The following is a 15,182-nucleotide window of genomic DNA, read 5'->3' on the forward strand; positions in this document are numbered from 1 at the left end:
TCCGGTGCTTGTGCCGCGGCTCAACCGCATCACAAGCTTGTCGGCCACCTTCTCCCACAAGGGGAGAAGGGAAGACGGCCGCAGCACCAATGCCAATCGCCAGCGCTGGCGATTGGCAGGAGCGCTTGTGCAAAACTCCCCCTTCTCCCCTTGTGGGAGAAGGTGGCCGCGCCAAGCGCGGTCGGATGAGGGGTGCTCCAGAAGGCCCCGTCGGATGTGTGAATCTCGTAGGCTTTACGGGGGGAGAGATGCCGGCAGATGAGGGACTTGCCCGAACGGTCTACTCTTAGTGTCGCTGGTATTATGCCGCTTCCAACGAGAGTTCGACGACGGCCGGCACGTGGTCGGACGGTTTTTCCCAGGCCCGTACATGTTTCTCGATAAAGGCCGACGACAGCCGGTCGGCGGCCTCGGGCGACAGCATGAGATGGTCGATGCGGATGCCGTTGTTTTTCTGCCAGGCGCCCGCCTGGTAGTCCCAGAAAGTGTAGGTGTCGCGAGCGTCGGTCACGGAGCGAATAGCTTCGGTGAAACCAAGATATTTGAGTCGGCGGAACGCCTGGCGGCTTTCGGGCTGGAAGAGTGCATCATTGACCCATTCTTCCGGGCGCTTCGCGTCGATCGGCTCGGGGATGACGTTATAGTCTCCGGCAAGTACCAGGGGCTCCTCGAGGTGGAGGCGTGCCTCCGCCCATCGTTCGAGCCGTCCCATCCATGACAGTTTGTAGGGAAACTTCTCGCTGCCGACCGGATTGCCGTTCGGCAGGTAGAGCGACGCGACCCGGAGAGCGCCTTTCGAGGTGGAGAAGACTCCCTCGATGAAACGGGCCTGTTCGTCGTTCTCGTCACCGGGAAGGCCGCGATTTACCTCATCGAAAGGCAGCTTCGATAACAGCGCCACGCCGTTGAAGCCTTTCTGTCCATGCGTCTCGACATTGTAGCCCAGCGCTTCGATTTCGGCTCGTGGGAACTGGTCGTCGACCGACTTGATCTCCTGCAGGCATGCGATGTCGGGCGCGCTTTCGCGTAGCCAATGCAGCAGATTGCCGATGCGGGCGCGCACGCCGTTGATGTTCCAGGTGGCCAGTTTCATGAAAATCACACGAGAATTTCAAATAATTCTTGATAGCGGAATCTAGCAGACCGTCTGATCCTGCATCATCCCGCTTTGAAAGAAAACCCGGGTGGGGAGCGGCGGGACAACAATGGGGAACAACCGCATGTCGTCGACGCATCCGGCGGACGAGGCTTTGCCCGTTCCGCGTCTCACCGCGCTTGGATTTCAACACGTCCTGGTCATGTACGCCGGCGCGATCGCCGTGCCTTTGATCGTCGGTCGGGCGCTCAAGCTCGAGCCTGAGCAGGTGGCCTTCCTGATCTCCGCAGATCTCTTCGTTTGCGGCCTGGTGACGATCATCCAGTCCTTTGGCGCCACCCAATGGTTCGGCATCAAGCTGCCGGTCATGATGGGCGTCACCTTTGCCGCCGTTGCGCCGATGGTAGCGATGGCCAACGCCAATCCCGGCGTGGACGGCGCCCGCATGATCTTCGGCGCCATTATCGGAGCGGGCATCATCAGCATCGTCATCGCGCCGCTGGTGAGCCGGATGCTGCGTTTCTTTCCGCCGGTCGTCACAGGCACCATCATCGTGGTGATCGGCGCATCGCTGATGCGGGTCGGCATCAACTGGATTTTCGGCAATCCGGTGGGGCCGACCGCTCCCAGGATCGTCGCTCCCGAGCATGCCGCCTGGCTGAAGTCGGTGACGGAACTGGCGGCGGCTGGCGGTTCGGTCGTTCCGCCCCTGCCGGAGAAACTCGCGCTCGCTTCCACGATTCCGAATGCGGCCTATGCGCCGGTCACCAACATCGCCATATCGGCGATCGTGCTCGTCTCCATCCTGTTGATCGCCCGCTTCGGTCGGGGCTTCATCGCAAATATCGCCGTCCTGCTCGGCATCATCATCGGTGGCCTAGTCACCGCCGGTCTCGGCATGATGCATTTCGACAAGGTCGCTTCTGCGCATTGGTTCGCCCTTGTCACGCCGTTCCGTTTCGGAATGCCGATCTTCGATCCCGTGCTCATCATCACGATGACGCTGGTGATGATCGTCGTCATGATCGAGTCGACGGGCATGTTCCTGGCACTGGGCGAGATGACCGGCAAGAAGGTGTCGCAGCCCATGCTTTCCGCCGGCCTGCGCACGGACGGGCTCGGCACCTTGATCGGCGGCATCTTCAACACATTTCCCTATACGAGCTTTTCGCAGAATGTCGGGCTGGTCGGCGTGACGGGGGTACGCAGCCGCTTCGTCTGCGTTGCCGGCGGCGTCATACTGATCTTCCTGGGCTTGATGCCCAAGATGGGCGCGTTGGTGGAGGCTTTGCCGACCTTCGTGCTCGGCGGGGCAGGACTGGTCATGTTCGGGATGGTCGCGGCCACCGGCATCCGGATACTGTCGAATGTAGACTTCAAGTCGAACCGCAACAATCTCTTCATCGTCGCCGTGTCGATCGGCTTCGGCATGGTTCCGCTGGTGGCGCCGGACTTCAAGATGTGGATGCCGCACGACATCCACCCGCTGATCGAGTCCGGCATACTTCTGGCCTCGGTATCGGCTGTCGTCCTCAACATCTTCTTCAACGGAACGCAAGGCGACGAAGCCGGCGTCCGTGAAGCGGCGATGGCCGCGGAAGCGTGAGGCGCAGAACTGGGCGCTTCGGCACATATGGAAAGGGCCGCTGCAACGCGGCCCTTTCCGATTGTGCACCTGTAGCGCTCAGATCGAGAAACTGGTGCCGCAGCCGCAGGATGCGACCGCATTGGGGTTCTTGATCTGGAAGGATTGGCCCATCAGGTCGTCGACGAAATCGATCACCGAACCGCCCATATAAACCAGCGACAGGTCGTCGATCAGCACGGTTGCGCCGTCCTTCTCGATAGCGATGTCGTCTTCGTTCCGGGTTTCGACCAGATCGAACTTGTAGGAGAAGCCGGAGCATCCGCCGCCTTCGACCGATACGCGCAGGGCTGTTTTGCCGGGCTCGGCGGTCAGGATCTTGTTGATCCGCCTTGCCGCCGCGTCGGTCACCTCGACTTTCATCGCATTCTTTGCGTCAGCGCCCATGGCCATCACCTTGCATTCGCATCCGCACAATAGGTATGAAGCGCCAACGGGCAAGTCAACGGCGGCGATCCATGGCGGGCGCGAACGAACTAGGCGACATCGGCTTCGGCTACCGGCCGCGGGCAGCCTACGCCTGCGATCCCGCGCGATCGCGCGGCCGCTTCTACGGCGAGGTCGAAAGCCCGACCCGCACGCCGTTCCAACGCGATCGTGATCGCATCATCCATTCGACGGCTTTTCGCCGGCTGAAACACAAGACCCAGGTCTTCGTGGCGCATGAAGGCGATCACTACCGGACGCGGCTCACCCACACGATCGAAGTCGCGCAGATCGCCCGGGCACTGGCGCGCGCGCTTCGCTGCGACGAGGACCTCGCCGAAGCGGTGGCGCTAGTCCATGATTTCGGCCACACGCCTTTCGGTCACACCGGGGAAGATGCGCTCAACGAGAAGATGGCGCCCTGGGGCGGCTTCGATCACAACGCGCAGTCCTTGCGCGTGGTGACGAAGCTCGAGAGCCGCTACGCCGAATTCGACGGGCTCAATCTCACCTGGGAGACGCTCGAAGGGCTGGTGAAGCATAATGGGCCTCTGGCCGATCGCGATGGTAACGGCCTGGCAGGACCGATCCCCCAGCCGGTCCGCGATTTCAACGAGTTGTTCGACCTCGAGTTGGACCGGTTCGCCAGTCTCGAGGCGCAGTGTGCCGCGATTGCCGACGACATCGCCTATGACGCGCATGATATCGACGACGGGCTGAGAGCGGGGCTGCTGACGCTGGAAATGCTCGACGAGGTGCCGCTGGCGTCGCGTATCCTCCACGGCGTGCGCTCCCGTTACCCGGGGCTGGATGCCATGCGGACCGGCCATGAATTGATGCGTCGCCAGATCACTCTCATGGTCGAGGATGTGATCGCCACCTCCACCGCGGCCATTGCCGGGATGCGTCCCGGCAGCGTCGAGGACATCCATGCGGCCGGCCGCCCGATCGTGGCCTTCTCCCGCGACATGGCCTCGGCCGAGAAGCGACTGAAGGCCTTCCTCTACAAGAACCTGTACCGGCACGCTGATGTGATGCGGGTGCGCGCTGATGCCGATCGGATCGTTCGAGACCTCTTCGATGTCTATTTTGCCGATCCTCGGGCCATGCCCGATGGTTGGCGAGAGGGATTGGACCGTGCGGGCGATGCGGTAAAGGCGCGCTCGGTCGCAGATTTTCTTGCGGGCATGACCGACACCTACGCCTTGAAGGAGCATCGGCGCCTGTTTGACCGGACCCCGGATTTAAGCTAGAGCGCCCGCGCCTGCAGGCAGGATTTTTTTAGCTTGCAGGCTTCTTGCGCAGGCGGATGATCCGTGCGCCGACCAGAACCGAATAGAGTCACCCATGAACATCTTTGCCGAATTCAACGAGCGGATCAGGAAGGCCGTCGAAGCGCTCGAACTGAAGGACAAGGATGGCGGGGTTCTCGATCTTGGCCGCATTACCGTCGAGCCGCCGCGGGATCCCTCCCATGGCGATCTCGCCACGAACGCAGCGATGGTGCTGGCCAAGCCGGCTGGCCAGAACCCTCGGGCTCTGGCGGAGCGGCTAGCTGCCGCGTTGAAAGACGACCCGGACGTCTCATCCGCGGAGGTGGCGGGACCGGGCTTTGTCAATCTCAGGCTCGGTGAGGGCTTCTGGCAAGGCCAGCTCGCAGTCATTCTCGACGCGGGCCAGGATTTCGGGCGCTCCGCCATTGGAGCCGGCGCCAAGGTCAATGTCGAGTATGTGTCGGCCAACCCAACCGGACCCATGCATGTCGGCCATTGCCGCGGCGCGGTCGTGGGAGACACGCTGGCGAACCTGCTGGCCTTCGCAGGTTACGACGTCACCAAGGAATACTACATCAACGACGCAGGCGCTCAGGTGGATGTGCTGGCGCGGTCGGCGATGCTTCGTTATCGAGAGGCCTTGGGCGACCAGATCGGCGAGATCCCTCCGGGCCTCTACCCCGGCGACTATCTTGTTCCGGTCGGTCAAGCCCTGGCGAAGGAATTCGGAAGGAGCCTCCTGCAGAAACCAGAGGAAGAGGCGCTGGCGATCGTGAAGGATCGCACCATCGATGCCATGATGGCCATGATCCGCGAGGATCTGGCGCTGCTCAACGTGCATCACGAAGTCTTCTTCTCCGAACGCACGCTGCACGCCGACAATGCGCGCGCGATCCGCGCAGCGATCAGCGATCTGACCCTGAAGGGCCACATCTACAAGGGCAAGCTGCCGCCGCCGAAAGGCGAGAAGCCCGACGACTGGGAGGATCGCGAGCAGACCCTGTTTCGCTCGACGGAAGTGGGTGACGATATCGATCGGCCGCTGGTGAAGTCCGATGGGACATTCACCTATTTCGCCGCCGATGTGGCCTATCTCAAGGACAAGCTGGCGCGCGGTTTCGACGAGACGATCTTCGTTCTCGGCGCGGATCATGGCGGCTACGTGAAACGCATGGAGGCTCTTGCCAAGGCTTTGTCGAGCGGTGCGCTCAAACTCACCGTTCTTCTTTGCCAACTCGTCAAGCTCTACCGCGCGGGCGAGCCTGTGCGCATGTCCAAGCGCTCGGGCGACTTCATTACTTTGCGAGAGGTCGTGGAGGAAGTCGGGCGCGATCCCATCCGCTTCATGATGCTTTATCGCAAGAACGATGCTCCGCTGGATTTCGACTTCGCCAAGGTGACGGAACAGTCGAAAGACAATCCCGTCTTCTATGTGCAGTATGCCTCCGCGCGCACTCATTCGGTATTCCGGCAGGCGAGGGAGCAGCTCGGCGTGGATGATTTCAGCCGGGCCGCGCTCAAGGCAGCTGCGTCTCGCCTGACCGACGAGGGGGAAATTGCCCTCGTCAAGAAGCTCGCGGAATATCCGCGGTTGATCGAGCAAGCCGCACAGTCGCACGAGCCGCATCGTCTGGCGTTTTACCTCTATGATCTTGCAAGTGCCTTCCACGCCCATTGGAACAGAGGCACGGATAATACGGACTTACGTTTTGTTAAGGTTAACGATCCAGAATTGACATATGCCAGACTCGGGCTGGTGCAGGCCGTCTCGGACGTTTTGACGTCAGGCCTGGCGTTGATTGGGGCCGATGCGCCCAAGGAAATGCGCTAGGCAGCAGGGGATTACCTGTCACCTTTTGCCCACATTGCGCTGGTAGGGCCAACCCGGAAATGTGCCTTGGTCGCGCATTTCGAGTGCAAGTATGGGAAAGATAATGGCAGACAGCAACCAGCTCAAGCGCGTTGATCCTGTCGACCTCGGCGACGAAGATCCCTTTGCCGAACTCACCAGGATCATGGGCTTCGATCCGCGGGTTCCGGTGCATCCAGCGTCCGAGCGGCAGGCTGTGCCGGTCGTCGCGATGCCGGCGGTTGCGGCGCCGGAGCCTGATCTCGACCCGTCCTCCGACGATCTGAGCATCGATCTCGAAAAGGAACTGCTCGGTGATTTGGCGTTGGAAGAGGCATCGGCTCCAGACGTGGTAGCCGAGCGCGCTGCCGTTCTTCCCAGCCCGATCGAAGACGGCGAAGTCGACCCCAATCTGGATGTCGCCGTTGCGGCAGACCTCTATGACGAGTTTGCGCCAGAAACGGTCCGGGAGAGCTTCGACCGGGAACCTTTGTTGTCCGATGTCGATTTCGACGCGGCGTTCGAGCGTGAGCTCGCCTTCGGCGAAGATGGCTCACATTCTGCCGTGCCGATCGAACGGGATGCCGAGCTGAGCAGTCTCTCCGTCGAGGATGCGGCTCTTCTCGCTGTCTTGGACCCCGCGAGCGCATTCGACGAGCCTGCACAGCAGGTGGCGCCGCAGGCCGGCCCCGCGAATTCCTATTCGGGCGAGGATCTCGATCAGACCTTCGACTTGGCCATGGCCGAAGTCGATATGGATTTCGGCATGGATACCGAGACCTCCGGTCATCGTCTCGACAATGTCGAGCATGACCCCGACGCCCATCAGGCGCCAGTCTTCGAAGCGCAGTCGGACGAACCTGCCCCCTATCAAGAGGGCTCGATCGATTTCGACGATTTCGACGAGGCTTCCCTGGATGAGGCTCCTGTAATGGAGGAGGTCGCCTCGGAGGCGGCTTATGTCGAGCCGGAGGGCTCGGGCGAATTCGAGCCGCAGAACCAGGCTCATGTCGACCAGCAGGCCTCGGGGCATGACGAATGGCAGGCCGCTGAATATTCCGAGCCGCAACCGGCTGAGTATGCTGAGTGGCAGGCGGAGGATGTCGCGCCGCAAGGAGCGGAGCCGGAACTGGGCGCCGAGATGGCCGAACCCGCGGCCGCTATGGCGGCCGAGGCGGAGCCGGAAGAACTCAGCCTCGAGGACGAGCTGAACGCTCTCCTGGGCAATACTGTTCCGAGGGCGAAACTGACCGGAGGCTACGACGCTCCTCCTCTGAGCGCGGCGCTTGGCGAGGGTGCCGCATCGGCTGGCGGTCATGGCGAATACCGGTCCGATTTTGCGAACTGGGGCTCCCCGGCCGCTTCGGCGGCTCTGACTGGAGAGGCGTCGGTCGAGGCAGAAACCTATCGCCAGGACGACGCCGAATACATTTCCGACGACTATGCAGGCCCCTCTTACCAGGTTGCCGAGATCGAACACGCGCAGCAGTGGAGCGACGGTTCGAGCTACGCCGGGGCCGAGCAGTCGACGACGGTCGAACTGGAATTCGACGATGCTTTCGATGCGGCCTTCGAAAACAGTCTGCACGCCGAAGAGGCGGAGGTGAATGCCGGCCAATACGTCGGGCTGCAATCATCGGGGTCGGAACATTTTGCGGCCAATCGATCGGAAACCGTCTCGGCGTATACTGGCGCGGACCAGGCTCACGTCTGGCATGCAACGGCTTCGGCCGCGAGCGACGAGGACGTTCCCGACATCGAAACCATCGATGTGCCGGAAAGTGCCATTGCGGTGACCGATGACCTGGACATTCCGGAAGTGGCCTACGAGGAAGATGTGCGTCCGGCGCCTGTCTTCGACGAGTTCGAGAGCGAATTCGCAGCCGTCTTTGCCGAACCGCAACAGCCGGAAGCAACTGCCGCGCACCCCGAGGACGACCGCGATCCACACGCCGCCGAGACGCAACCCGTCGAAGGCGTTGCATACGACTACGGCGCCGGCGTCGCAGCGGCGGCTGTTGGGGCAGGCGCTGCCTATCAAGCGACAACTCGAACCCACGCACATCGCGATTTCGATCCGGCGCAGGGATTCAATGCCGACGAACTCCCCGGCAGCCGTAAGCCTGTCGGTCGCGACGCCGACCCGTTCGATGCCGTCGACTACAACGACCCCGACGAGGAAACGACTCTCCCGCCCTATGTCGAGACGCGTCGTGCGCCGCAACGGCGAGGCCTGATGATAGCGGCGATTGTCGGTGGCGTTGCCGTGCTGGGCGGCGTCGGGGCGTTCGCCCTGTCCTTTGGCGATGGTACCGACGTGCCGGCTATTGTGAAAGCTGATGACAGTCCGATCAAGGTGCGGCCGGAAAACCCGGGTGGGACGACTGTTCCCAACCAGGACAGCAAGGTCTACCAGACGGTTGCCGGTGCCGGGACGGCAGCCGCGCCGGCGCAGCAGAAGCTGATCAGCAGCGCCGAGGAGCCGGTTGACATGACCGCCAAGGCCCCGGAGCCGGAGGTAATACCGTCAGGCGTCAATGATGGGGAAGCGTTGGATGATGGCGACGATCAGATCGCCGCGATCACGAAGGCCGAGGACCGAATCGAGCCTTCGTCCGCAGCCGATCAGGCTGGAACCGACAACACCGAGGTTGCCGCCGTGACCCCTCGGCGGGTGCGCACCATGGTCGTTCGCCCCGACGGTACACTGGTCCCGCGTGAGGATCCGGCACCGGTCGCCGTGCCGGAGCCGCGGGCTGCCGCCGAGGCTATGATGGAATCGCAGCCGGCCGATGCCTCCGCCGAGCCGAAGGTGGCTGCCGCTTCGCCGGCAGCGACGTCGGCCTTGAAGCCTGCGAACGTTCCCGTCTCCGCCACTTCGGGCACGCCGGCCAGTGTTCCTGTTGCCCCGTCGCGTCCTGCCGACCAGCCGGTGAATGTGGTTGGCGAGGTCAAGCCGGATCAGGTCGCTTCGATCAGCACCGGTGCCCCCGCGGCGGGAGGCTGGTCGATGCAGATCGCCTCCCAGCCGAGCGAAGAAGCCGCGAAGTCGAGCTTCCAGGACCTGGCGCGGCGCTATGCTGGCGTACTCGGCGGCCGCGAAGCCACGATCGTCAAGGCCGAAATCGCCGGCAAGGGCACCTACTGGCGAGTTCGAGTGCCCGCCGGGAGCCGCAACGACGCCATAAGCCTGTGCGAAAGCTACAAGGCTGCCGGGGGCAACTGCTTCGTATCCAAGTAGCGGCGACAACAAGCTGATTGACGGCGCGGCATGAGGATGCCGCGCCGTCATCGTTTCAGCGGGGACCGCGCGGAGGCTGCGATTTCCTTGTCGGCAATCCCGGTTTAGGCTGAACTCCATGACCGAATCAAAAGCCATGATTCTCGGCTGTGCCGGGAAAAGCCTCACCGCCGAGGAGATCGGCTTCTACCGTGGCGAACAGCCCTGGGCTTTCATCCTGTTCGCGCGCAATATTGGCGAGCCGGAGCAGATCAGTGACTTGGTGGCCTCGCTACGCGACACAATCGGCCGACCGGATGCCCCGATTTTCATCGATCAGGAAGGAGGGAGGGTACAGCGGCTGCGGCCACCGGTTGCTCCGAACTATCCCGCCGCCGCCGCGATCGGCTCGCTCTATCGGCAGGATCGCCCGGCCGGCCTGAGAGCGGCCTGGCTGCTGGCCCGGCTTCATAGCTTCGACCTGCAACGGCTTGGTATCACGGCTGATTGCCTGCCCGTGCTAGACGTGCCGGTCGAGGGCGCGAGCGACGTTATCGGCACGCGAGCTTACGGCACCGATCCCGACGCTGTGATCGCCCTTGGCCGCGCCGCCGCCGAAGGCTTGATGTCCGGCGGCGTGCTGCCGGTGATGAAGCACATGCCCGGCCATGGGCGCGCCTTTGCGGATTCGCATCATGCCTTGCCGGTGGTCGAAGCGTCGTTGGAAGAGCTTCGCGCGCGTGACTTCCGTCCGTTCACCGCGCTCAGTCATCTCCCAGCCGCAATGACGGCGCATATCGTCTTTACGGCTGTCGATCCGCAGCGCCCGGCAACCACCTCGGCCAAGGTCATTGGCGAGATCGTTCGCGGCGAGATCGGCTTTGACGGTCTTTTGATCAGTGACGATACGTCGATGAAGGCACTTTCTGGGGATTTTCCGGAGAAAGCGGCCGCGATTCTTGCGGCGGGCTGCGATCTGGTTCTTCACTGCAACGGCGTGATGGAGGAAATGGTGGGGATCGCCTCCCGCACGACGGCGCTGACCGGAAGGTCTCTCGAGCGCGCCGAGCGGGCGCTCGGTTATATCAGGGCCGGTGACGAGACGCAGGAGATGGCATTCCGCACCGAATTCGCCAACTATTTTGAAGCGGTGGCCTGACGCCGCCTCGGGGAGAACGACGAAGCGTGGCCGATATCAAGAACAAGCCGGGCAACGCCGCGCCTCTGGAGCAATTCTGGGCCGAGAACGACGACGCGCGCACGTCCAGCGAGCCGTCGCTGGTCGTCGACGTAGCGGGATTCGAAGGACCGCTCGACCTGCTGCTTCATCTCGCCCGCAACCAGAAAGTCGACCTGTCCCGCATCTCCATTCTCGCGCTGGCCGAGCAATATCTGAAGTTCATCGAGCAGGTGAGGGCGCTTCGTCTCGAACTGGCCGCTGATTATCTGGTCATGGCAGCTTGGCTCGCATTCCTGAAGTCGAAGCTGCTGATCCCCAAGCAGGTGGATGACACGGGCCAGAGCGGCGAGGAATTGGCAGCCGTGCTGCAATTCCGCCTGAAGAGGCTCGAAGCGATGCGTGACGCCGCCGCTCGTCTGGTCAATCGCAACCGTTTGGGCCGCGACGTCTTTGCCCGGGGCGTTCCGGAACTCGTCATCGTCGAAAAAAGGAATGAATATTCGGCGACGCTGTATGATCTCCTGACGGCCTACGCGGCGCAGCGCCAGCGTCAGGCCATTACCAATGTGCGCATTGCCAAGCGTGGCGTCTGGTCGCTGAAGGATGCCCGCGAGATCTTGACCCGGCTGGTCGGCACCTTCTCGGATTGGACGGCACTCGACCGGTTCCTGCTCGATTATCTGACCAGCTCCGAAGAGCGACCGACGGCGATCGCCAGCTCCTTCGCCGCCAGTCTCGAACTGGTTCGGGAAGGGCGGCTGGAAATCAGACAGGAGCAAGCTTTTGCGCCGATCTACTTGCGCAACCGGCAGCAGGGGCCGAAGCCGATCGAGGTGACGTCATGACCGACAGTTCCAACGCCGCCGTCATTCCGTTCGTCATCGAAGACGAGGACCGCGGCGGTAACCCGGTCGAGCGCTTGCTTCTTGCGGAAGCGGTCCGCATGGCTGAAGCCATCGTCTTTGCCAGCACCGAGCCTGTTACGGAAAAGGCGCTCCTGGCGAGGCTGCCTGATGGCGTCGACCTGCCCCACGTGATGGCCGAACTGCGGACGCATTACGAAAAGCGCGGCGTCAATCTGGTCCGTTCGGGCGATGCTTGGGCGTTTCGGACCGCGGGCGACCTTTCTTTTCTCATGAGCCGCGATACCGTTCAGCAGAGAAAGCTGTCGCGCGCCGCCCTCGAGGTTCTGGCGATCATTGCCTATCATCAGCCCGTGACGCGCGCCGAAATCGAGGACATACGCGGCGTCGAAACTTCGAAGGGCACGCTCGACACCCTGCTCGAAACCGAATGGGTAAGGATGCGGGGGCGCCGAAAGACGCCGGGACGGCCGGTCACTTATGGCACCACCGACAAGTTCCTCGATCATTTCCAGCTCGAGGAGATACGCGACCTGCCCGGTATGGAAGAGCTGAAGGGCGCCGGGCTCCTTTCGGCGCGCATGCCCTCGAACTTCTCAGTTCCGCTTCCGCCGCCCGATCTTGACGCCCTCACAGAGGACGAGGAGCCGCTCAGCGATATCGACCTGGAGGAACTCGGCCTGTTGACACCACGCATCGAGAGTGATTGACCGGACCATCTTGAACATCCGAGGCTCTCGCTCTTGACGGTGCAGGAAGGCTCGCGGGTTTCGGCTGGCGTGACATTCGCCGCCCGGCTCTCCTTCGAGGATATCACTCATACCTTCGGCAATGGTTCGGCAACGCTGCACGGCGTCTCGCTGTCCGCCGAGCCCGGTGAGGTGCTTTGCCTCCTCGGTCCATCCGGCTCGGGCAAGACCACACTGCTCAGGATCGCCGCCGGTATCGAGGCGCAGACGACCGGGCGCGTGTTGCTCAATGACAGGGAGATTGCCGGGCCATCGGTTTTCCTCCCGCCGGAACAGCGCTCGATCGGGCTCGTCTTCCAGGATTTCGCGCTCTTTCCGCATTTGACGATCCTCGACAATGTCCGCTTCGGTTTGACGGCGCTCTCGCGCGAGGAGTCGCGGCGCGAGGCGATGATCGCGCTGTCTCGGGTCGGTCTGGAGCACTATGCGAATTCATATCCGCACGTTCTGTCAGGGGGCGAGCAGCAGCGTGTCGCACTAGCCCGCGCCATCGCACCCCGGCCGGCAGTGCTTTTGATGGACGAACCCTTTTCCGGCCTCGATTCCCGGCTGAAGGACAGCGTGCGGGCCGAGACCCTCGATATCCTGCGGCGCAGCCGGGCGACGGCGATCGTCGTTACGCACGATGCCGAGGAGGCTATGCGCATGGGCGATCGCATAGCGCTTCTCAGGGATGGCCGGCTGATGCAGATGGGCGGCGCCGAAGATCTCTACCAGAAGCCGGCGAATCTCTTCGTCGCGGGCTTTTTCTCCGAGCTCAACATTTTTGACGTCCGGGTGAAGGGGGGGATGGCCGAAACACCGGCCGGGCGCGTGCCGTCGGCGATGTTCGACGATGGCGCCGCGGTCACGGTGGCGATACGCCTTTCCGGCTTCGACGTATCGGAAAAGCAGGGGGAGACGCAGGCTCGTATCCTCTCCCGGCGCTATCTGGGCGTGGTCGAATTGCTCGATCTTGCGGTCCAGGGCACCGATCGGCCTGTCCGTGCCAGGGTGAGGTGCGGCGCTTTGTCATCCCATGCGCGCGATATTTTTCTTTCCTTGCGCCCTTCGGACGTACTTGTGTTTGAAACGCGGGTCGAAAACGCATAGATCAGTGCGAGGAAGATCCTTCGAAAGAGAGTGACAATGGGTTCGTTTTCGATTTGGCACTGGCTGATCGTACTGGTCGTCGTGCTATTGCTGTTCGGTCGGGGCAAGATACCCGAGCTGATGGGTGACATGGCCAAGGGCATCAAGAGCTTCAAGAAGGGCATGTCCGACGACGATGCGGTCGACGACACCAAGACCGTCGAGCATCGTTCTGACGAGACCGTAGCGGCCGCCAAGGAAAAAGCCAGCAAGAGCTGAGCAGCGGTTTTGGCCTAGCCTGATTGGATTGCCATGTTTGAGATCGGCTGGACCGAGATGCTGGTGATCGCGGTCGTTATGATCGTGGTCGTGGGGCCGAAGGATTTGCCGCGTATGCTGCGTACCTTCGGCCGGACGACGGCGAAGCTACGTGCGATGGCCGGCGATTTCCAGAAGCAGTTCAACGAAGCGTTGAAGGAGGCCGAGCTCGACGACGTCAAGAAGTCCGTCGATTCGCTGCGCAGCCTCGATCCGTCGGCCGAGATCCGCAAGCAGCTCAATCCCTTCGAAAAGGCCGCGGCCGATATCCGCTCCGGTCTGGATTCGCTCAAACCTTCGGCCGCGCCGACTGCCGAGGCAGTGACACATGCGGCCGAGCCGTTGAAGAACGGGCCGGCAGCCTTGCCCGAGCAGGCGCCTCCTGCCGAAGCTGTTCCCGCGCCGAAATCGGCCGAGCCTGCGCCGGCCGAGAAGGCGCAGCCGCAGGCCACGGCCGCATCGGCGGCAGGGCCGGTCAAGCCTGCCGGCAGCCGCGGTGTCGCGAAGGCGAAACCCGCCGCGGCCAAGGCCAAGCCGGCGCCCAAGGCGGCCAAAACATCCGCAAAGCCGAAAGCCGCGCCGAAGCCCGCCGCGGCACGCAAGAAGCCGGCGGGAAGCACAAAGTGAGCAATTCTGAACAAGACGAGATCGACAAATCGTCAGCACCGCTGATCGAGCATCTGATGGAGTTGCGCACGAGGCTGATGTGGTCGCTCGGCGGCTTCTTCGTCGCATTCCTCGCCTGCTTCTTCTTCGCCAAGCACCTATTCAACCTTCTCGTCATCCCGTTCAAATGGGCGACCGTCCTGGCCGGGCTCGATCCGCACAAGGTCGAGCTGATCTATACCGCACCGCAGGAATTCTTCTTTACACAGATCAAGCTCGCGATGTTCGGCGGAATGGTCATCGCGTTTCCGCTGATTGCGACGCAAATCTACAAATTCATCGCGCCCGGCCTCTACCGCAACGAGCGCGGGGCGTTTCTGCCCTTCCTGATAGCCTCTCCGATCCTGTTTCTCATGGGCGCGGCGCTCGTTTATTTCTTCTTCACGCCGATGGTCATGTGGTTCTTCCTCGCCATGCAGCAGACGGGCAGCGACGATCAGGTGCAAATCTCGCTGTTGCCGAAGGTTTCGGAATATCTCAGCCTCATCATGACGCTGATCTTCTCTTTCGGCCTGGTGTTCCAATTGCCCGTCGTGACATCGCTCATGGCACGGGTCGGGCTGCTGTCTTCGCAATCGCTCAAGGAGAAGCGCAAATGGGCGATCGTGATCGCTTTCGTGGTCGCCGCCGTTTTGACGCCGCCCGATCCGATAAGCCAGATCGGTCTTGCACTGCCGACGATCCTTCTCTACGAGATTTCCATCTGGACCGCCCGGATGATCGAACGGAAGCGTGAGGAGCAACAGGCCGCACGGGAAAGCAAGGAGGCCGGCGAGAGCGCCGGGGCGTGACCGAGGCTTTCTGCGTAGCGATGTTGTCCTTGCT

The 15,182-nt window shown here is 62.4% G+C and carries 13 protein-coding genes; 11 read left to right on the forward strand and 2 right to left on the reverse strand.

Annotated features, from left to right (window positions below; translation table 11 throughout):
* Nucleotides 1-301 precede the first annotated feature (301 nt).
* A complete protein-coding gene (gene xth / locus ACCO56_RS12025) occupies nt 302-1,093 on the reverse strand; it encodes an exodeoxyribonuclease III (RefSeq protein ID WP_433640914.1) in 792 nt (263 codons plus the stop codon).
* A gap of 127 nt (nt 1,094-1,220) precedes the next feature.
* On the opposite strand from xth, the gene ACCO56_RS12030 reads away from it, so the two are divergent.
* Nucleotides 1,221-2,702 (forward strand): nucleobase:cation symporter-2 family protein, encoded by a 1,482-nt coding sequence (locus ACCO56_RS12030; protein WP_433640916.1) that lies wholly within the window; start codon nt 1,221-1,223, stop codon nt 2,700-2,702.
* A 78-nt stretch (nt 2,703-2,780) separates the two neighbouring features.
* Here ACCO56_RS12030 and erpA read toward each other — a convergent pair whose 3' ends face one another.
* Nucleotides 2,781-3,128, reverse strand: coding sequence for an iron-sulfur cluster insertion protein ErpA (gene erpA / locus ACCO56_RS12035; RefSeq protein WP_433640917.1), 348 nt, complete (start codon nt 3,126-3,128; stop codon nt 2,781-2,783).
* A 71-nt stretch (nt 3,129-3,199) separates the two neighbouring features.
* Here erpA and ACCO56_RS12040 point away from each other — a divergent pair, with 71 nt between their 5' ends.
* The 10 genes from ACCO56_RS12040 (at nt 3,200) to tatC (ending at nt 15,148) form a co-directional block, all read left to right on the forward strand.
* Entirely contained in the window at nt 3,200-4,420 is a 1,221-nt protein-coding gene (locus ACCO56_RS12040) for a deoxyguanosinetriphosphate triphosphohydrolase (protein WP_433640918.1), read from the forward strand.
* Nucleotides 4,421-4,514: 94 nt separating this feature from the next.
* Complete coding sequence (gene argS, locus ACCO56_RS12045; protein WP_433640920.1) at nt 4,515-6,272, forward strand: arginine--tRNA ligase; 1,758 nt, start codon at nt 4,515-4,517, stop codon at nt 6,270-6,272.
* Between the two features lie 103 nt (nt 6,273-6,375).
* Entirely contained in the window at nt 6,376-9,531 is a 3,156-nt protein-coding gene (locus ACCO56_RS12050; RefSeq protein WP_433640922.1) for an SPOR domain-containing protein, read from the forward strand.
* A gap of 118 nt (nt 9,532-9,649) precedes the next feature.
* The gene (gene nagZ, locus ACCO56_RS12055) at nt 9,650-10,669 is read left to right on the forward strand and encodes a beta-N-acetylhexosaminidase (protein ID WP_433640924.1); all 1,020 of its coding nucleotides are present in this window, start codon (nt 9,650-9,652) and stop codon (nt 10,667-10,669) included.
* A gap of 65 nt (nt 10,670-10,734) precedes the next feature.
* Complete coding sequence (locus ACCO56_RS12060) at nt 10,735-11,535, forward strand: segregation and condensation protein A (RefSeq protein WP_433641499.1); 801 nt, start codon at nt 10,735-10,737, stop codon at nt 11,533-11,535.
* A complete protein-coding gene (gene scpB, locus ACCO56_RS12065; protein WP_433640925.1) occupies nt 11,532-12,263 on the forward strand; it encodes an SMC-Scp complex subunit ScpB in 732 nt (243 codons plus the stop codon). The genes ACCO56_RS12060 and scpB overlap by 4 nt, the downstream gene beginning before the upstream one ends.
* A gap of 33 nt (nt 12,264-12,296) precedes the next feature.
* Complete coding sequence (locus tag ACCO56_RS12070; RefSeq protein WP_433640927.1) at nt 12,297-13,394, forward strand: ABC transporter ATP-binding protein; 1,098 nt, start codon at nt 12,297-12,299, stop codon at nt 13,392-13,394.
* A 36-nt stretch (nt 13,395-13,430) separates the two neighbouring features.
* Nucleotides 13,431-13,652 carry a twin-arginine translocase TatA/TatE family subunit gene (locus tag ACCO56_RS12075; RefSeq protein ID WP_433640929.1) on the forward strand — a complete coding sequence of 74 codons (222 nt, stop codon included), beginning with the start codon at nt 13,431-13,433 and terminating at the stop codon, nt 13,650-13,652.
* Between the two features lie 33 nt (nt 13,653-13,685).
* The gene (gene tatB / locus ACCO56_RS12080; protein ID WP_433640931.1) at nt 13,686-14,318 is read left to right on the forward strand and encodes a Sec-independent protein translocase protein TatB; all 633 of its coding nucleotides are present in this window, start codon (nt 13,686-13,688) and stop codon (nt 14,316-14,318) included.
* On the forward strand, nt 14,315-15,148 hold the full coding sequence (gene tatC, locus ACCO56_RS12085; protein ID WP_433640933.1) for a twin-arginine translocase subunit TatC: 834 nt from the start codon (nt 14,315-14,317) through the stop codon (nt 15,146-15,148). The genes tatB and tatC overlap by 4 nt, the downstream gene beginning before the upstream one ends.
* Nucleotides 15,149-15,182: the final 34 nt, after the last annotated feature.

The sequence above is a fragment of the Mesorhizobium sp. 1B3 genome, from assembly GCF_050958605.1.
In the GTDB taxonomy this organism is placed as follows: Bacteria; Pseudomonadota; Alphaproteobacteria; order Rhizobiales; family Rhizobiaceae.